Here is a 19,632-nt window from a genome sequence, read left to right on the forward strand (position 1 = left end):
CATGAGCCAGCAGATCACGCTTTCCTCGCCCCAGTGCGAAGACCTGCTCTTCACCAGCATGGCGGCCGAGGAGCAGCTCGGACGCATGTTTTCCTATCACGTCGACTTCGTGAGCCGTGACGAGAAGATCGACCTGAACGGCCTGCTTGGCACGTCGATGACGGTGGGGCTGGAGGCCGACGGCTTCTCGCGCCACTTCAACGGCATCGTGTGCGAGGCGACGCAGACCAGCGCCGAAGTCATCGAGGGGCTCAACTACGCCCACTACAGCGTGCGCCTGGTGCCCAGGCCCTGGCTGCTGGTGGACAAGTTCGACTGCCGCATCTACACCGACATGACCGTGCCGGACATCGTCAAGCAGGTGCTCGCCGAAGCCGGCTATACCGACGTCAAGCTCAGCCTGAGCTCCAGCTACGTGGCGCGCGACTATTGCGTGCAGTACCGCGAAAGCAGCCTGAACTTCATCAGCCGCCTGCTGGAGCAGGAGGGCATCTACTACTACTTCGTCCACGATGCAGGCACGCACACGATGGTGCTGGCCGATGGCATCGGTGCGCATGTCAAGGCGGCGCACTTCGACAAGGTGGCGTATTCGACCAGTCGCGATAGCGCGTTGCGGACCGAGGCCACGATCAGCGAATGGGGCGTTTCGCGCGGCCGTGACGTGAGCAAGGTGCAGTTGACCGACTACGACCCGCTCAAGCCCAAGGCTTCGTTGCTGGGCAACGGCACCGGCGGGACGCAAGGGGTGAAGGGCCCGGACGGTTTCGACTTCCCCGGGGGGCATGTCGATGCCCGGGTCGGCCAGCACTTCGCGCAGGTGCGCGCCGAAGCACTCAGCGCGTCGCGCTCGCACTACAACGGCAACACCACGGCATGCGGCATCGAGATCGGCGGTCTGTTCACGCTGACCGGTTTCCCGCGCAGCGATCTGAACCAGGAGTACCTGGTGATCGGCACCGCCATGCAACTCCATGGCGGCGGCTATGCGTCCGGGGCCGGAGCGGATGCTCCCTCTTTCAGCTGCGGCTTCCAGGCGATCGAGAGCAGCCGACCGTTCCGCAGCCTGCCCACGGCGGTAAAGCCGTCCATCGTCGGCCTGCAGACCGCCGTGGTCACCGGCAGCGAAACCGACGAGGACATCGTGATCGACGACCACGGTCGCGTGCAGGTGACCTTCCACTGGAACAAGCCGGACAAGCCCGAGGCCAAGAGCTCCTGCCCGGTGCGCGTGGCCTCTGCCTGGGCGGGCAAGGGTTGGGGAGCGGTCAGCCTGCCGCGGGTGGGGCAGGAGGTGGTCGTCAGCTTCCTCGAAGGCGACCCGGACCGCCCGCTGATCATCGGCAGCGTCTACAACGGCGACAACACGCCACCCTACGGCCTGCAGGCGACCAAGACGCAGAGCGGCATCAAGAGCCGCAGCCTGCTCGGTGGTGCGGCCGACTTCAACGAACTGCGCTTCGAGGACAAGAAGGGCGAGGAAGACTTCTTCATCCATGCCCAGAAGGACATGCACGAGGAGGTCGAGAACGACCACGTCGTCACCATCGACCACGACGAGACGGTAACGGTCAAGCACGACCAGACGCTCACCGTGGAAAACGACCAGACCGAGACGATCAAGCACGACCGCAAGGTCACCGTGCAGAACGACGACAAGCTGGACGTCACCAACAACGGCACGACCGGCATCGGCCAGAAGTTCAAGCTCACGGCCGGCACGGAGATCGAGCTGGTCACCGGCGCGTCGAGCATCGTGCTCAAGAGCTCGGGCGACATCGAGATCAAGGGCGTCAATATCAAGATCACCGGCAGCGTCGGGGTCAAGGTCGAGGGCCAGGTGGAGGTCGGCGTGAAAGCCGGCGCCACCATGGATCTGGGCGCGGGCGCCAGCCTGAAGGTGCATTCGGATGCGATGGTCGAAGTCGCCGGCAGCGCCATGGCCACCGTCAAGGCACCCATGCTCACGCTCAAGGGCGACGGCATGAATCAGGTGTCCGGTGGCGTCGTGATGATCGGGTAAGGGGAGGGCGCCATGTCGATCGTCATTCAAGCTGCCGAACAGATGGAACTGGGCGCGCCTGCGCGCGGCCGGCTCGAACCGGGAATGAGCCCGCGAGAAGCCGTGCAGGTCCTGCTCGAGGGCGGCGATACGCAGGACGCGCTGAAGCTGCTCGCGCGCCTGCTGCCCAAGCGCTACGCGGTGGCGTGGGCCTGCCAGTGCGCGCGCGATGCGGCGCTGCCGCTGGAGGACCGCGCTGGCGCCGCACTCGCCGAGCAATGGGTGCGCGAGCCGGAGGAACCCCATCGCCGCGCCGCGTTCGAGTTCGCCAACGCCGGCGGCTACAAGAGCATCGGCGCCTGGCTGGCCGCCTGCGCGGGCTGGGCCAGCGGAAGCCTGGCACCGGCGACCCAGGAAACGCCCGTGCCACCGGCCGAACACCTCACCGCCTGCGCCGTGGTTGCGGCGATCAACCTGATGGCCGGGCTCGAGCCCGAACGGTTCGAGCAGCGCCGTGCCGGCTTCATGGCGCGCGCCATGAGCCTGCTCGGCGCGGGCGAAATGCAGACCAGCTAAGGAGCCACGCGTGCCTATTCCACAGACACTCGTCCTGGCCGTGCTCGGCCCGCACGCCGCTCAGTTCGGCGCGCGCAGCCAGAAGGCGTTCGAAGGCCGCGACGGCAGCATCGGCCGCGCGGAGGACTGCGACTGGGTGCTCGGTGCCGCCGGTGTCTCGCGCGTGCACGCCATGGTGCGCTGCCTCAACGGCATGTACTTCATCGAGGATCGCAGCACCAACGGCATGCTGCTCAACGGCCGCCCGCTGGTGAAAGGCGATCCGGCCTCGCTCAAGGACGGCGACCGTCTGCAGATCGACACCTTCGAGGTCGCCGTGCGGCTGCAGGCCGATAGCGCCACCCTGGTGCAGCCAGCCCCGGCCGCCGCGCCGGCGCCGATCCCGGCGATGGCCGTGGCCGCGCCGCTGCCCGGTGGCGACTTTCTCGACGAGATGCTCGGTGGTCCGTTCGGCGCTCCACAACCGCCCGCGGGCGGCATGTCCGGCGAGCCCTTGATTCCCGCTTCCGGCGGGTCGGTCGGTGCGCTCGATCCATTGGCGTTCCTGGACGAGCCATTCGGCGCAGCCCCCGCACCGGTGCCAGCGCCCGCCACCGATTGGAATCATTCCAGCGGCATGGCCGACCATTTCCACCCACCGGGCGTCGCCGGCCAGCGCCCGGCGCTGCCGGAGAACTGGGACCTCACCATGGGCGACTTCGCGCCCAGGACGCCGCCGGTCCCGGCGCCGGCCCCAGCGCCACCGCCCGCGACCCCGGTGGCGCCACCAGCCCTGGCTGCCGCGGCGATGGCACCGGCCGCGGGCGTGCCGCCCGAACTGGACACCATCTTCCGCATCGTCGTCGATGGCGTGATGGACGTGTTGCGCGCCCGCGCCGAGATCAAGAACACCTTCCGCTTGCCGGTCACGTTGATCCAGCGCTCGGAAAACAACCCGTTGAAATTCGCGCCCACCGCGGACGAGGCGCTGCAGAAGCTGCTCGCCCCGGCCAACGGTGCGTTCCTCTCGGGTACCGACGCCTTCCAGGACGCCTTCGACGACATCCGCTGCCACCAGATGGCGATGCTGGCCGGCGTGCGCGCCGGTTTCGAGGCGGTGCTGGCGCACTTCAACCCGGATCGTCTGGAGCAGGAAGTGGACGGCAGCAAGCGCTCGGCCTTCGGCGGCAAGGGCCGTTACTGGGAGCGCTACCGCGAGAACTTCGAGGGCCTGGCCAAGGACCCGGACGAATGCTTCCGCCGCCTGTTCGGCGATGAGTTCGCGCGCGCCTACGAAGAACAACTGGCGCGGCTCAAATCGGCGCGGATACGGCAGCGGTGAGCGCGCATGGCGCTTTTCACGTGAAAAACACGCACTAGAGAGAGGGCCGCCAGGAAGCGAGGCACGGTCTATCGGGACGAACCGGTCGGAGGAGACGGACGACACCCTTGCCTCGGCGTCATTGCCGCGAAAGCGGGCATCCATCTTGCCCTCGCGCATCCCTGCGCAGTGGCCGGCAAGCAGGTGGATTCCCGCTTTCGAGGGATCGACGCGAGGAGGGCGGGAGGCCGGGAGAGGCGCCTGCATCCAACGCCCGGACGCCGCGCCCGTACGGCAAACAACCAGCAGACAGGTCGGTCATGACGCAAAACAACAAAGTGGTTTGGAGCGAGGGCCTGTTCCTGCGCCCACAGCACCTGCAGCAGCAGGAGCGCTACTTCGAGCGCTTCGTCGAGCTGCGCGCCGGCGCGCTGCGGCCCTACGCCTGGGGCTTCCAGGAGCTGGAGCTGGAACCGGACCTGCTGGCCATCGGCAAGCTCGGCATCCGCCGCGCGCGGGGCATCTTCCCCGACGGTACGCCGTTCTCCATGCCCGGCGACGACCCGCTGCCGCCGGCGCTGGAGGTTGACGCCAACTGGCGCGACCAGACCGTCTACCTGACCCTGCCGCTGCGCTCGCCCACCCAGCCCGAGAGCGGCCGGCCGGAAGCCCCGGCCGAGCGGCTGTTCCGCTACCGCGTACGCGAGACCGAAGTGCGCGACAGCTCTGGCAGCGTCGAGGGTCTTACCCCGCTGGAGGTTGGCGGCATGAGCACGCGCCTGCTGCCGCAGTCGCAGCCGATGGAAGGACTGGCGCAGATTCCGGTCGCGCGCATCGTCGAATGTCGCGCCGACCGCCGGGTGATGCTGGACGAGTCGTTCATGCCCACCGGCCTGAGCTGCCAGGCCGTGCCGCGGCTGGTGACTTTCCTCACTGAGCTGCTCGGCCTGCTGCACCAGCGCGGTGAGGCGTTGGCCAGCCGCGTGGCGCTGACCGACCGCGGCGGCGCGGCGGAGATCGCCGACTTCCTGATGTTGCAGGTGGTCAACCGCTACCAGCCGCTCGTCGCGCACCTGGCCGAGGCGCCGCTGGAGCACCCGGAAGCCTTCTACCGCACGCTGGTGGCGATGGCGGGCGAGCTGACCACCTTCACCGCGCCGGGCAAGCGCCCGCCGATGTTCCCGCCGTACCGCCACGAGCTGCTGCGCGAGAGCTTCGAGCCGGTGATCGTCTCGTTGCGCAATGCGCTCAGCGCGGTGATGGAGCAGACCGCGATGCCGATCCCGCTGCAGCAGCGCAAGTACGGCGTGTGGGTGGCGGTGGTGCCCGACCTGACCCTCATCGACACCGCCGCCTTCGTGCTTTCGGCCAAGGCCGACATGAAGTCCGAGGACCTGCGCCGGCAGTTGCCCGCGCACGCCAAGATCGGCCCGACCGAGAAGATCCGCGACCTGGTCAACCTGCAATTGCCCGGCATCGCGGTGCAGCCGATGCCGGTGGCGCCGCGGCAGATTCCCTACAACGCCGGCTACCTCTACTTCGAGTTCGACAAGCACTCGCCGATGTGGCGCGAGCTGAAGACCTCCGGCGGCATCGCCTTCCATTTCGGCAGCGAGTTCGCCGGCCTCGACCTGCAACTTTGGGCCATCCGGAGCTGATGCCATGAGCGGTCCCTTTGACGAGGACATGCGCGATGCCACCGTGGTGCGCCCGCGCGGCGCACCGGCACCGACCGCGCCCGTGGCCCCACCGCCTGCCGCCCACGTACCGCCGCAGGCTGCCTACGGCACACCGGCCCGGCCCGCACGCGAGGAGGACATCAGCGGTTTCCTCGGCGGTGGCATGAATCCCCTGGTGCAGGCGGCCAGCCCGCTGTTGCTGCTGGCGGTGCAGTTGCGCCACAGTGCCACCGCGCCGGACGCCGCGCGCCTGCGCGAGCAGGCGACCACGCAGGTACGACGTTTCGAAGCCCGCGCGCAGGCGTCCAACCTGCCGCAGCAGACCGTATTGGCGGCGCGCTACGTGCTGTGCACCATGCTCGACGAGTCCGTGCTCAACGCGCCTTGGGGCGAGCACAGCGGCTGGGCCCAGCAGACGCTGCTGGTGGCGTTCCACAGCGAGTCCTACGGCGGCGCCAAGTTCTTCCAGATCCTCGAGCGGCTGTGTGCGGATTTCTCCCGGCACATCGACCTGATCGAACTGATGTACATCTGCCTGGCGCTCGGCTTCGGCGGCCGCTACCAGATCGAGGCGGGCGGGCGCGCGAAGCTCGCCGACATCCAGGAAGATATTTATCGGCGCCTCAAGGAGCAGCGCACGCCGGCCGCGCAGGAAATGGCGCCGCACTGGCGCGGCGTGGAAGACCGGCGCAACCCGCTGGTGCGTTACGTGCCGTTGTGGGTGATCGCCACCGCCGCCGCCTGCGTACTGCTGGCGGCCTTCCTGTTCTTCTACACCCGGCTCAACGACGCGGCCGCACCGGTCAATGCGCAACTCGCTCGGATCGGGCTCGAAGGCGCCACGCCGCCGGATACCGCGCACCGCCCGGCGCCCGAGCGCAAGCGCCTGAAGCAACTGCTGGCGCCGGAAGAGCAGGCGGGGTTGCTGAGCATCGACGAACAGCCGGACGGGCAGGCGATGCTGCGCCTGTCGGGCAATGCGATGTTCGCCTCCGGCGGCGTCGACGTGAACGATCGCCAGTTGCCACTGCTGCATAAGATCACCGCCGCGCTCAACCAGGTGCCCGGCCGCGTGATCGTGATCGGCCACACCGACGACCAGCCGATCCACTCGCTCAAGTTCAAGGACAACTTCGCGCTGTCGGCCGCGCGCGCGCAGTCGGTTCGGCAGGTCCTGACCCAGGGGCTGGACAACCCGGGCCGTATCGAGTCGACCGGCGCCGGCGCCTCGCAGCCGATCGCGCTGCCGCCGGACCTGCCGGACAACCGCACGCGCAACCGCCGCGTCGAAATCAAGTTCATTCCGGAGGCCTGACGCCGTGGCGAAGTTGCTGAGCCTTTTGAAGTCCGCCTGGTTCGTCACGCTGATCGGCGTGCTGCTTCTCTCGGTGCTGGTGTGGCTGGGCGGCCCGTATCTCGGGATCGGCGATGCGCAGCCGTTGGCCAGTCCGGTCGCGCGGCTGCTGCTGATCATGCTGATCGTGCTGGCCTGGGGCGCCTGGCTTCAGATGCAGGCGCTGCGCGCCCGCGGCAAGGCCAACAAGATGTCCGGCGAGTTGGCCGGGCAGGATGGCGCGGCGCCCGCCGGTGGCGACAACCGCAGCGCGGGCGAGCGCTCGCAGTTGCAGGGCCGCTTCGCCGAAGCGGTCGAGATGCTGCGCAAGCGGCGCCGCGGCAACCTGTACGCGTTGCCCTGGTACGTGGTGATCGGCCCGCCGGGCTCGGGCAAGAGCACGCTGCTGCAGAACTCGGGCCTCAACTTCCCGTTATCCGAGCGCTTCGGCAAGGAAGCGCTGCGCGGCGTAGGCGGCACCCGCAACTGCGATTGGTGGTTCACCGACGAGGCGGTGTTCCTCGATACCGCCGGGCGCTACACCACGCAGGACTCCGATCGCGCCGCCGACGCCACCGCCTGGGGCGAATTCCTCAAGCTGCTGCGCCGCTACCGCAAGCGCCGTCCGATCAACGGCGTGATCGTGGCGATGAGCCTGTCCGACCTGATGGTGCTGGACGACACCGGCCGGCAGGAGCACGCGCGCGCGATCCGGCGCCGGCTGGACGAGCTTTCCGAGCACCTGAAGATCGGCGTGCCGGTCTACCTGGTACTAACCAAGTGCGACCTGGTCGCCGGCTTTGGCGAGTTCTTCGACGACATGAACCCCGAGCTGCGCAACCAGGTCTGGGGCGTGTCCTTCCCGCTCAACAAGACCATGGACGGCAGCGCCGCGAAGGCCTTCGCCGACGAATACCGGCTGCTGCTCGACCGGCTCAACACGCGCACGCTCGACCGGCTGCACGCCGAACGCGACCGCGGCCGTCGCGCGGCGGTGCTGTCTTTCCCACAACAGCTCGCCTCACTGGGCGAGACCGCGCGACAGTTCGTCGAAGGCGTGTTCGCCGGCCACGCCTACGGCACGCCGCCGCTCTTGCGCGGCGTCTACCTCACCTCCGGCACGCAGGAAGGCACGCCGATCGACCGCATGATGGGCGCGGTGGCGCGCACCTTCGGCCTGGACGCCGCGCGCGTGAACCCGCAAGGTGCGCAGCGACGCACCTTCTTCGTGGAGCGGTTGCTCAAGGAAGTGCTGTTCCGCGAGTCCGGCCTGGCCGGCACCAACCCCGCGATCGAGCGGCGCAAGGTCGCCGTGCAACTGGCCGCCTACGCCGGCATGGCGCTGTTCACCGTGCTGCTGTGCTTCGGTTTCGCCACCAGCTACGCGCGCAATCGTGCCTACCTGGGGCAGGTGCAGGACGCGCTGAAGGGTTATCCGGCCGGCGTCGACCTGCCGGCCAGCGTCACCCCGAAGGAATACTTCGCCAAGGTGCTCGACCGTCTGGAAGCGCTGTCGGCGGTGCAGCAGACCGCCACGCCCGAGGGCGGCGTGCCGATGTCGATGCGGTTGGGCCTGTACCAGGGCAAGGCGGTGGGCGAGGACCTGCACGCCGCGTACCTGCGCGAACTCAACGCCCTGCTGCTGCCCGGCGTGGGCGCGCAGTTCCGCGGCGGCCTGGCCGCCAGCGCGTCCGATCCGCAGGCGCTGTACTACTACCTGAAAGGCTACCTGATGCTGGGCGAGCCCAAGCACCTGGATGCCGACGAACTGGTGGCGCTGGCCAACCTGGAATGGCGCAAGGTGTTCCCGGACGAGCCGGTGTTGCAGCAGGCACTGGCGAAGCATTTCCAGGCGCTGGTGGCGGAGCCGGGCCAGTTGCGCGCGCTGCCGCTGGATGCGGCGCTGGTGGAGCAGGCACGTACCACGCTGCGTACCGCCGACCTTTCCACGCTGGTGTACGGCAGCATGAAGCTGTCGGCCGAAAGCGCCGGCAAGCCGCTGCAACTGGACAAGGAACTGGGCCTGCTCGGCAACGTGTTCCGCCGCCAGAGTGGCAAGCCGCTGTCCGAGCCGCTGCCGGCGGTCTACACGCAGCCGGTGTTCGCCATCGAGGCGGACAAGGGCGTGGAGGAGGCGGTCAAGCAGTTCGCCGCTGACGACTGGGTGTTCGGCGCCGAGCCGATCGACGCGCTGGCGCAGGCGCGGCTCTCGCGCCAGGTGCTGGCGCTCTACGAAGCCGACTACATCAAGGCCTGGGACGCGTTGCTGGCCGACCTGCAGCTGCAGCCAGCGGCCAGCATCCAGGACGCCAGCACGATCGCTGCAAAACTCTCCGGCCCGAGCTCGCCGCTCAAGTCGCTGCTCAAACTGGTGCGAGACAACACCAGCGACATGCTGCGCGCACCGACGACCGACGCCGGCGACAAGGCGCTGGATGCGGCCAAGGACGCCGCCGCCAAGAAGGCCACCCAGAACGCGTTGGGCCGCGCGCTGGCGAAGGCCGGCGGCGGTGGCGCGGCGGACGAGGCGCCGCCGGGAAGCGCGATCAGTGCGCACTTCGACACGCTCAACAAACTGAGCGATGGCGCACCCGGTGCCGCGCCGATCGACCAGACCCTGGGCGCTCTCGACCAGTTGAGCAAGACGTTGCTCACCATGACCGACTTCAGCGACGCGGCGGGCCAGCCCAACCCCCAGTTGCTGATGGCGCAGCAGGCCGCGGCGCAATTGCCGCCGCCGGTGTCCGGCTGGGTCGCCTCGCTCACCGGCAAGAGCCAGGCGCTGGTTGCCAGCGGCACCAAGGGCGCGCTCGACGAGCAGTTCCAGCAGGCCGCGGCGCAGGATTGCGCGGCGTTCACCCAGGGCCGCTTCCCGTTCTCGCCGGCCAGCCGCAATGACATCCCGGTGCAGAACTTCGGCGAGATGTTCGGCTACGGCGGACGCTACGACGGCTTCTTCAAGCAGACCCTGGCCAAGCTGGTCGACACCAGCGGGCGCACCTGGCAGTGGAAGAGCGGGCCGGGCGCGGTCAGCGGCTCGGCCTCGATGCTGGCGCAGATGCAGCTGGCCGACAGCATCAAGCAGATGTACTTCCGCAACGGCAGTCCCACGCCCGAAGTTGGCTTCACGCTGCTGGCGCCGGTGCTGGCGCCGGGCATCGGCCACTTCGCCATCGCCATCGACGGGCAGACCTTCGATTACAAGCCCGGCGGCAACACCAGCATGGCGATGAAGTGGCCCGGGCCGACGCCGGGGCAGGTCAAGGTGTCCGCCTGGGACACCTCCGGCAACCTGCTCAGCAGCTACGACTACCAGGGCGACTGGGCGTTCTTCCACGCATTGCAGGCAGCAAAGCTGTCGCGCCAGTCGGACCTGCGCTACCAGGCGCACTTCGATTTCGGCGGCCAGGCGGTGCAGCTGATCGTCCAGGCCAGCAATCTGAAGAACCCATTCCTCAACACGCAGGTACAACGCTTCCGGTGCGGAGGCTAGCCATGTCCGGGCCGACAGGGGGCGGGACGGCGAGCGTGGGATTCTTCGGCAAGTTGCCGGGGGCGGGGGATTTCGTGCAGCGGCGGCTGCCCGGCGCGTTCGTCGAACGCTGGGACCGGCATTTCGAGCAGGCGGTGTTCGCCAGCCGCGAGGCCTTGGGCCAGGACTGGGCGGCCGCCTACCGGGCCAGCCCGACATGGCGCTTCGTGCTGTCGCCGCAGGCCTGCGGCGAGGGTGCCTGGGCCGGCGTGTTCGGCCCCGCCGACGATCGCGTCGGCCGCAGTTTCCCGATGGTGCTGGCCGCGGCAATCTCGCCGGCGCAAATCGAGCTGCTGCTGCGCGAGGGTGCCGGTTGGTTCGACGCGCTGGCGCGCGTGCACGCACAAGGCCAGCGAGGCGCTTCTGTGGACGCCGAAGGTTTCGATGCGCTGGTGGCAGCGTTGCCGGGCCCCGAAACCCGCGCGCCGGCGACCGTCGACCCATGCGAGGGCATCGATGTGAGCCGCGCGACGCACTGGCGCCTGCCGCTGCCGGCGCGCGCCATCGACACCGAGGTGCTGCTCGGGCTGTGGCGACGGCTCGCCGGTCACGGCGGCCCGTGGTGTCTGTGGTGGAGCGAGGGCGCAGGCCGCGTGCCGGCCGGGATCCTCGCCACCCGCGGCCTGCCTGCGCCGGACGCTTATGCCGGTTTCCTCGATGCGGCCCGGGCCGGTGCATGGCTGACTCCGGGTGCTGTCTCTGCACCACCGCCCGAGCCGGCGGCGCCTGCCGCTATCGAACTGGCGCCGATGCCTGTGCCGCCGCCGGTACCGGCTCGAGCGCACGAGTCGGATGACGACGTGACCGTACCGGGCTTCGTCCGCCAGGCGCAGGCAGCGGCCGCGCTCGTGGGCGCACCCGTGTTCAATACCGCGCTTTCGGTCCAGACGGCGCCCGGTGCCGCCGTGGTTCGCCATCCCGCCTGCGCCCTGACCCTGGTGGCGGCGGATCAGGGTCTGGCCGACCCGCGTCGCCGCGCCGCCTCCGCGGCAGCCAGTGTCGGTGCCGAGATGAGCCCGGCCGACGAGGCGGCGCCCGGCACGCATGCGCTGCGTGCCCGCCTGATGGCGCTCCATCCGTTGCTGCGCCACGGGCGCGCGACCGAGGACGGCGCCGTGGTTGCCGCCCGTGTCGCCGGCAACCAGGCCGGGCTGCTGCGGGTGGGGGCCGCCGGTGCCTGGCACTGGCGCGGTGGGCGGATGCGCCCGCTGTTTGCCACCGCGCCGCCCCAGCCGACGCTGCCCGGTGGCGGTGAACTGGACGACCTGCTGTTCGGCGCCAACGACGCTCCCTCGCTTCCGGGCCTGGGCGCTGAAGGCATGCCCGGCTGCGAGCAGGTCGCCTGCGAGCTCGTGCCCGGCGATCGCCTGCTGCTGCTGGCTGGCGTGGCGCACACGCAGCTCTCGCAAGCCACGCTGGCCCAGGCGCTGGCCGCCGCCACGCCGGAGGACGCGCAGGCGCGCCTGGCCCAGGCGCTGGGTCCGAACCCTTCGCGGCCCTGGCCGCTGGCCGTCATCGAGGTACAGCCATGACCGTGCGTTACCAGTCCGCGGGGCATACCCACACCGGCAAGGTCCGCAAGCACAACGAGGACGCGATTCTGCTGCGCGAGGACATCGGCCTGTGGGTCGTCGCCGATGGCCTGGGCGGCCACTCGGCGGGCGATTACGCCAGTGGTCTGATCGTCGAGCGACTGGGCTCGCTGCCGCGCAACGGCGACGTGTTCGAGTTCATCGAATCGATCGAAGACACGCTGGCGCAGGTCAACAGCGAACTGCGTCAGGTGGCGATGGCGCGCGGCGTCGACCTGATCGGCTCGACCGTGGTGCTGCTCGTCTACGACCCGGACTTCATGCTGTGCGGCTGGGTCGGTGACAGCCGCGCCTACTGCTTCGAGGACGGCCACCTGCGCCAGATCACCCAGGACCACGTGCACGGCGTCAAGGAAGAGATTACCCAGTTCGCCGGCGGCCCCGCACCCGCGCGCCCGCAGCCCGGCGCGGGCGTGCTGACCCGCGCGGTCGGCGCGGAGGAGCGGCTGTTCGTCGATTGGGTCGTCGCCGGCAACCGCCCGGGGATGCAGTTCGTGCTGTGTTCCGACGGCATCAACAAAGAGATGTCCGACGAGGAAATCGATGCGCATTGCGCCCGCCCGCAGCCGCCGGGCGACGTGTTGCAGGGACTGTTCGCAATGGCCATGGGGCGCGCCGCGCGCGACAACGTGTCCGCCGTGGTCGTGCGGCTGCAGGACTGACCCGACGAACATGGCTACCCCCTCGCTAAGCGCTCTTGTCGAGGCCTATCAGGCCGGTCAGTTGTCGTTGCCGGCGCTGCTGGTCGATGCACTGACCGAGCGTGGCGTGGTGCCTCCGGACCAGCACGCGGACGACCTGCAATGGATCGCGCGGATGCGCGAGGAAGGCCACCTCGATGCCGGCGTGGCACAACTGGTCTGCGAGCGCCTGGAGGTGCTGCAGCGCGCTGGCGAGGAAGTGGCCTCGGTGCTGGCCGCGTCCGAAGCCGACGAGGCGACCTGCGTTGCACCGTCCGTGCGATCGACACCGATCGCCTTCCACGCCGACGAGGCCACCCGCGTCGCGCCGCCAATGCTGCCTGCCACCGACGATGCGCCGGCGGACCAGGCGACCGTGGTCAAGCCGGCCTCTGTCCAGCCGGAGGCGACCCGCACCGGCGTCACCGGTTCGCGCACCGCGGGCGGCACCGGCAGCATCGACGCGGCCGCCTGGCAGGGGCTGGCCGATGTGGCGAGCAGCGACCAGGCGACCATCGGCATGCTGCTCAAGGGCCGGTTCCTGATCGAGCGCGAGATCGGACGGGGCGGCATGGGTGTGGTGTTCCTCGCGCGCGACGAGCGCAAGGTCGAGGCACGCGACCGCGACCCTTACGTGGCGGTGAAGGTGCTCAACGACGAATTTCGCCGCCATCCCGATTCGCTGATCGCGCTGCAACGCGAGTCGCGCCGCTCGCAGCAACTGGCGCACGACAACATCGTGCGCGTCTACGACTTCGACAAGGACGGAACCATCGTCTTCATGACGATGGAGTATGTCGACGGCTCGGACCTCAAGACGCTGATCCGCGAGAGCGCCTTTCGCGGCATGCCGCTGGCCAGGGCCAGGCCGCTGATCGAGGGCATGGCACGGGCGCTCAAGCGCGCCCACGACGCCGGCGTGGTGCACTCGGATTTCAAGCCCGGCAACGTGATGGTCACCTGCGAGGGGATGCCCAAAGTGTTCGACTTCGGCATCGCGCGCGCCGGCAAGCAGCCGGGCGAGGCGGCCGAAGACCAGACGGTGTTCGACGCAGGCCGCCTTGGTGCGTTGACCCCGGCGTACGCCAGCCTGGAGATGATCCAGGGCCGGCCGCCACAGGCGACCGACGACATCTACGCGCTCGGTTGCGTCGCCTTCGAACTACTCACCGGCAAGCACCCGTTCGACCGGGTGAGTGCCGAGGTGGCCATGCGCGAGGGGCGCAAGCCGCCGGCGGTGCCGGGACTCACCCGCCGCCAGTACAGAACCTTGTGCGACGCGGTCGCCTTCACCGCCGCTCAGCGCCTGAAAAGTGCGGACCAACTGGTCGAGGGTTTGCGCGATGTCGGCCTGGGCGAGCGCCTGGGCCGACCGCTCGCCTGGACGCTGGTCGGCGTCCTGCTGCTGGCGGTTGCTGGCTGGGGTGCGCTGGGGCAGTGGCGCGCGCGCCAGGTGGCGGAGGTCGCTTCGCGCTTCCAGACAGCCAGCCCGCGGCACTTCGGCGACGAAGCCGAGGCGGCTGCCGCGCTCGAGCAACTGGGCGAGGACGGACGCAAACGCTTGATGCTCGACCGGGGCGACCAGGTGCAGCAATTCCTGCTCGACCGTGTCGACGCCTACTGGAACCCGGCCAAGGGGCGGCGCGATTACGCCGCGGCCGAGCGCGTGTTCGAGTTGCCCGCGCGGCTGCATCTGTTCCTGCCGCGGCTGGATCTCAGGCGCGCCGCCGTGGAGAAGGAGAAACAGGAACTGGATCGGCCCGCCATGGTGAAAGCGTCGCCGGCACCCGTGCCCGCGTTGCCTCCGCAGAGCACGCCTGTGCCGCCGCCGGTGCCGGTTCAACAGACGCGTGCGCCGGCCACGCAGGCTCCGGCCGCGACGCCCGGCAGAACGCCATCGAACGAAAAGCACGAGGCCGCAGGTTCTTCCAGCCGCATGCAGGAGGTCGCGGCAGGCCTGCTGCGCGAGGGCGAACGCAACTTCGCCCAGCAGAACTACTCGGCCGCCATCGCCAATGCCAAGGCCGCGTTGCAGGTGAACCCGGGCGACGCGGCCGCCAGACGTCTCCTGCGCCGTGCCCAACAGGCGCAGCAGCAGGCCATGAACAGCATTTCGATCAACTGAGGAGGGACTCGCCATGCATCAAGGATTCCGCGGTATCAGCCTGTTGGGTGCGGCCTGCACACTCGCCCTGGTGAGTGGTTGCGCCCAGATGCCCGGCATGGGCATGGCCAACGACGGTGCCCGCACGAACGCCAGCCAGACGGCATCGCCCACATGCAATCCGGCTGTCGGCGGCGCGATTGGCGCGCTGGCCGGCTCGATGTTCGGCAAGGGCAAGGGCCATCTGGCTGGCGCCGCGATCGGGGCCGGCATCGGTGTGTTCGCCTGCATGGCCTACAACTACCACGCGCGCAAGGTGCGCGACGCGCGTTCGGTGGAAGACCAGTACCGCCACGACCGCGGCGCCCTGCCGGCGAACAACACCATCAGCGCCTACCAGACCGCACTGCTGCCCGGCGAGACCATCCGCTCCGGCAGCCAGGCGGCCATGCAGTCGCGCGTCACGCTGGTGCGCGGCACCCACGACGAGGCGCCACAGCTCAAGGAGCAGCTGACCCTGTTCGCGCCGGACGGCCGCCAGCTGACCACCGTCACCAAGGACGCCACCGCGATCGACGGCACTGGCGAATACGAGACCAACTTCGACTTCAACCTGCCCAAGGGCATCCAGGACGGCCGCTACACGATGCGCTCGGCGCTGTACATGGATGGCCAGCAGGTTCGCACCAACGAAGTCCCCATGCTGGTGGTCAGCTGACCGCGCCTCCGGCCATCGCAGCACCGACGAAGAGCTTTGCATGAACACGCTTGCCGAACTGATCGCCGCCTTCCGCAACGGCCACCTGCCGCTCCCCGTGCTGCTCGATACGCTGGATCGCCGCGGCGCCGTGCCCGAGGATCGCCACCACGACGAGCTCGCGCTGGTGCGGCGCCTGCACGACGAGGGCGAACTGGATGCGGAGATCGGCCGGGCCTTGCTGGATCGTCTGATGGCCGTGCAGACCATCACGGCGGAGGCGGTCGTGGCTGACGACGCGACCGTCGTCGCGCCGGCCGGGTTCGTGGCCATGGAAGGCGACGCCACCAGAGTGGCGCCGCCAGTGGTCGCCCGTGGCATGTCCGAGGACCCGGGCGACGCGACCGTCGTCATGCCGGCCTCGCGTCCGCCGGTGGTTTCCGAACCGGTGGGTGGGACGACGGTGGTCATGCCCGCCTCGCATGGCCGTGCCCCGGACGATGCGCAATCCACCGGCACCCAGTCGGGCACGGGCACCGGCACGCACTCGGGCAACAGCGCCAGCTGGGAACGCCTGGCCGGCGCCGCGGGCGGCGATCACGCGCACGTCGGCATGCTGCTCAAGGGCCGCTTCCTGCTCGAGCGCGAGATCGGCCGCGGCGGCATGGGCGTGGTGTTCCTGGCGCGCGACGAACGCAAGGTGGAAGCGCGCGACCGCGATCCCTACGTCGCGGTCAAGGTGCTGAACGACGAGTTCCGCCGCCACCCCGACTCGCTGATCGCGCTGCAACGCGAATCGCGCCGCTCGCAGTCGCTGGCGCACGACAACATCGTGCGCGTCTACGACTTCGACAAGGACGGCACCATCGTCTTCATGACGATGGAGTACGTCGACGGCTCGGACATGAAGGCGCTGATCCGCGAGCGCGCCTACAACGGCATGCCGCTGGCCAAGGCCCGACCGCTGATCGAGGGCATGGCCTGGGCGCTCAAGCGCGCACACGCCGCCGGCGTGGTGCACTCGGACTTCAAGCCCGGCAACGTGATGGTCACGCGCGAGGGCGTGCCGAAGGTGTTTGACTTCGGCATCGCGCGCGCCGGCAAGCACATGGGTGATGCGGTCGGCGAGCAGACCGTGTTCGACGCCGGCACGCTCGGTGCGCTGACGCCGGCCTACGCTAGCCTTGAGATGATCCAGGGCAGCGAGCCGACGCCGAGCGACGATATCTACGCGCTCGGTTGCGTCGCCTTCGAACTGCTCACCGGCAAGCACCCGTTCGACAAGGTGAGTGCCGAGGTGGCGATGCGCGAGGGGCGCAAGCCGCCGGCAGTGCCGGGACTCACCCGCCGCCAGTACAAGGCGCTGTGCGATGCGGTCGCGTTCCGCGGCGAGGACCGCCTGCGCACCGCGCAGGAATTCGTCGAGGGCCTGCGCGAAGTCGGCCTGCGCGAGCGCATCGGCCCATATCTCGCCTGGGGCACCGGCGCACTGGTCGTGCTGGTCGCCGGCGGCTGGGGCGGCGCGCACTATTTGCACCAGCGCAAGGTCGCGCAGGTGATCGCGCGCTTCACGCCGGACGACGCTCACCGCTACACCGACGAAGCCCAGGCGATGGCCGCGCTGGACACGCTCGGCGACGAGGAGCGCAAGCGCCTGGTGCTCGACCAGGGCGATCTCATCCAGCGCTTCCTGCTGAGCCGCCTGGACGCCTACTGGAACCCCGCGCAGGGCCGCTACGACTACGCCCACGCGCAGCAGCTGTTCGCCTTGCGCGACCAGCTCAAGCTGTATTCCCCGGAGCTGGACATCCGTCGCAGTGCGATGGACCAGCAGAAGAACGAACTGCTCAACAGCCTGGACACCCAGCTTTCCCAGCGGATCGAGGCCGGCGCGATCTTCGCCGACCAGCCGGACAATGCGATCGAGACGCTGCAGAAGATCCGCGCCATCGATCCGTCCAGCAGCCTGCTCAAGAACGCCGAGCTGGAGCTCAAGTACGACATCGCCATCGGCAATGCGCTGGCGCTGCACCACGGCGACCAGGCCACCGCGCAGCTGAAGCAGGCGATCGCCCTGTTCCCCGATTCGGCCCGCCTGCAGCGCCGCCAGGCGCAGCTCGAGGCGATGTCCTCCGGCACGGCCGTGGCCGCCGCGCCGACCGCGGCGACCGCCACCAGCCTGCCCGAGGCACGCGCCGCGCTGGCCGTGCTGATCGCCCGCCCGGAAGCGAGCGCCGAGTGGCAACGCCAGGTCGCCGCCGCGATGGCGCCGCTCAAGGGTGACACCTCGCCGCAGACCCGTGCGCTCATCGACCAGCTGGCGGCGGCCATCGCAAGGGTTGCCGATCGCCAGACCGATGCGCTGCACCTGCCGCAGGATCAGGCGCTGGTCGACTTTGGCCTGTCCGTTGCCCCACGGTCGGCCGTGCTCAAGGCCGAGCATGATCGCCTGGCCGCGCTGGACAAGCAGCAGCAGGACCGCCTGGCGCAGGAGAGCGCGGCGGCCGAAGTCACCGCACGCATCGAGTCGGTCAAGCGCGCTGCAGCGGCGGGCGACACCGCCAAGGCACAGGAATCGCTGGCGCGTATCCGCACGCTGGTCCCGCAGCATCCGTTCCTGGCCAGCGAAGGCCCGCAGCTGCTCGCCGATGCCTACTTGGGCCAGGCGCGCGAAGCGTTCCGCAAGGGCCGCTACCAGGCAGCCACCGACGTGCTCACACGCGCTATCGGCCTGCTCGGCCAGCGCACCGATCTGGTCAAGGCCAGCGCCCGCTACGGCCTGGCGGCCGACCTGGTGAAAGCGCGCGGGCAGGCGCTGTCCCCGACCGAACTCGATCGCTTGCGCCACCAGCTGGCGCAGGTGCGCCACGCGGATGCCGACGCGCTGGCCGCGCTCGAGGCGGAGATGAAGCTGCGCGGACAGCTCGGCGAAGGCTCCCTCGCCGCGCTGCTGGATTCGCTCAAGTCCGTCAGCGGTGCACCGTCGACGCCGGTTTCGCCTGCCGCTACGCCGACGCCCGCCCAGGGCAATGTCGCGTCCCCCGCCGGCCGTGCACCGGCCACCGGTCAGCCTGCGGCCACCGCGGCAGGGAAGGGCAGTCCGGCCGTGATCCGCCCCGCGCCGCCCACGGCTGCCGCCGGCCCCACCGCCGACCCCTGTGCCGCGCCGGACCTGGTCGGTGCGGGCCGCGCCTGCTTCGACAGCATCGACGGCACGCGCGGCCCCGCGCTGGTGGTGGTGCGTGCCGGCGCCAAGACGCTGGCGATGACCCGCTCGGAAATCACCGTCAACGAGTACAACCGCTATTGCGCGGCCACCGGCAAGTGCAGCGCCATCGCACTGGACGACCGTTCCGCCGGCAGCCTGCCGGTGAGCAACATCAGCCTGGCCCAGGCACGCGCTTACGCGGCATGGCTCGGCGGCGCCAGCGGCCACGTCTATCGCCTGCCGACCGACGCCGAGTGGCTGGCGGCCGCGCGCGCCGGGGGCGGCTGGAAGCAGGCGCCGGACAGCAACTGCATTCCACCGACCGCCGGGGCCGACGACGGCGGCGGCGCGCCGATCGCCGCCCGCGGTCGCAGCCCCAACCCGTGGGGCCTGATCAACCTGACTGGCAATGTCTGGGAATGGGTGGACGATGGCGCCGCGGTGCGCGGCGGCAGCTACACCAGCTACTGGTCCGACTGCACCGTCGACAGCCGGCGCCCTGACGGCGGCGGCGCGCAGAAGGATGTCGGCCTGCGCCTGGTGAGGGAGGTGCCATGAACGATCGCGAACGCATCGTCAACCGCGACCTGAGCCTCCTCGACGAGGCTCATTACGGGGGGCGCATCGCCCGCGCCGAGTACCGCGCGCGCCGGCGCAACGTGCTGTCCGCCTTGCGCGACAGCCACGGCATCACCGCCCGCAAGGCGGTGGTGCGTCCGGCCCGTCCCGCCGACGTGCCGGACGCCGACGTGGTACCGGCCCTGTTGGGCAGGACGACGCGTTCGAGCCGGATGCTGCTGGCGCTCTTCGCCGCCGGTGCGCTCGCTTGTGCCGTGCTGCTCGGCTTGCTGTTCGTCACCTCCTGAAATGTGAATGCCTGATGAGTCATTCGTGAACGAAATGCCTTCGGATGGGCGCTTTTGTTGACG

12 protein-coding genes are annotated in these 19,632 nt (G+C 69.7%); all 12 read left to right on the forward strand.

Annotated elements, in window-relative coordinates:
• The first annotated feature begins 1 nt into the window (after nt 1).
• The 12 genes from J7I44_RS12550 (at nt 2) to J7I44_RS12605 (ending at nt 19,569) form a co-directional block, all read left to right on the forward strand.
• On the forward strand, nt 2–2,023 hold the full coding sequence (locus tag J7I44_RS12550) for a type VI secretion system Vgr family protein (protein ID WP_209621272.1): 2,022 nt from the start codon (nt 2–4) through the stop codon (nt 2,021–2,023).
• A gap of 12 nt (nt 2,024–2,035) precedes the next feature.
• Complete coding sequence (locus tag J7I44_RS12555) at nt 2,036–2,578, forward strand: DUF6931 family protein (RefSeq protein WP_209621275.1); 543 nt, start codon at nt 2,036–2,038, stop codon at nt 2,576–2,578.
• Between the two features lie 16 nt (nt 2,579–2,594).
• Entirely contained in the window at nt 2,595–3,899 is a 1,305-nt protein-coding gene (gene tagH / locus J7I44_RS12560) for a type VI secretion system-associated FHA domain protein TagH (RefSeq protein ID WP_342451984.1), read from the forward strand.
• 299 nt (nt 3,900–4,198) lie between these two features.
• Entirely contained in the window at nt 4,199–5,536 is a 1,338-nt protein-coding gene (gene tssK / locus J7I44_RS12565) for a type VI secretion system baseplate subunit TssK (RefSeq protein ID WP_209621281.1), read from the forward strand.
• Between the two features lie 28 nt (nt 5,537–5,564).
• Nucleotides 5,565–6,872, forward strand: coding sequence for a type IVB secretion system protein IcmH/DotU (icmH, locus tag J7I44_RS12570; RefSeq protein ID WP_245188164.1), 1,308 nt, complete (start codon nt 5,565–5,567; stop codon nt 6,870–6,872).
• Nucleotides 6,873–6,876: 4 nt separating this feature from the next.
• Complete coding sequence (tssM, locus tag J7I44_RS12575; RefSeq protein ID WP_209621288.1) at nt 6,877–10,383, forward strand: type VI secretion system membrane subunit TssM; 3,507 nt, start codon at nt 6,877–6,879, stop codon at nt 10,381–10,383.
• A 2-nt stretch (nt 10,384–10,385) separates the two neighbouring features.
• On the forward strand, nt 10,386–11,954 hold the full coding sequence (gene tagF, locus J7I44_RS12580; RefSeq protein ID WP_209621292.1) for a type VI secretion system-associated protein TagF: 1,569 nt from the start codon (nt 10,386–10,388) through the stop codon (nt 11,952–11,954).
• Nucleotides 11,951–12,676 carry a PP2C family protein-serine/threonine phosphatase gene (locus J7I44_RS12585; protein ID WP_209621296.1) on the forward strand — a complete coding sequence of 242 codons (726 nt, stop codon included), beginning with the start codon at nt 11,951–11,953 and terminating at the stop codon, nt 12,674–12,676. Before tagF ends, J7I44_RS12585 begins: the two co-directional genes overlap by 4 nt.
• A gap of 10 nt (nt 12,677–12,686) precedes the next feature.
• Entirely contained in the window at nt 12,687–14,819 is a 2,133-nt protein-coding gene (locus J7I44_RS12590; protein WP_209621299.1) for a serine/threonine-protein kinase, read from the forward strand.
• A 13-nt stretch (nt 14,820–14,832) separates the two neighbouring features.
• Nucleotides 14,833–15,516, forward strand: a complete 684-nt coding sequence (locus J7I44_RS12595; protein ID WP_209621302.1) for a hypothetical protein — start codon at nt 14,833–14,835, stop codon at nt 15,514–15,516.
• A gap of 40 nt (nt 15,517–15,556) precedes the next feature.
• Entirely contained in the window at nt 15,557–19,261 is a 3,705-nt protein-coding gene (locus tag J7I44_RS12600; RefSeq protein ID WP_209621306.1) for a protein kinase domain-containing protein, read from the forward strand.
• Nucleotides 19,258–19,569, forward strand: coding sequence for a hypothetical protein (locus J7I44_RS12605; RefSeq protein WP_209621309.1), 312 nt, complete (start codon nt 19,258–19,260; stop codon nt 19,567–19,569). The genes J7I44_RS12600 and J7I44_RS12605 overlap by 4 nt, the downstream gene beginning before the upstream one ends.
• The last annotated feature ends 63 nt before the right edge of the window (nt 19,570–19,632 follow it).

Source organism: Frateuria flava, assembly GCF_017837635.1.
Taxonomy (GTDB): domain Bacteria; phylum Pseudomonadota; class Gammaproteobacteria; order Xanthomonadales; family Rhodanobacteraceae; genus Frateuria_A; species Frateuria_A flava.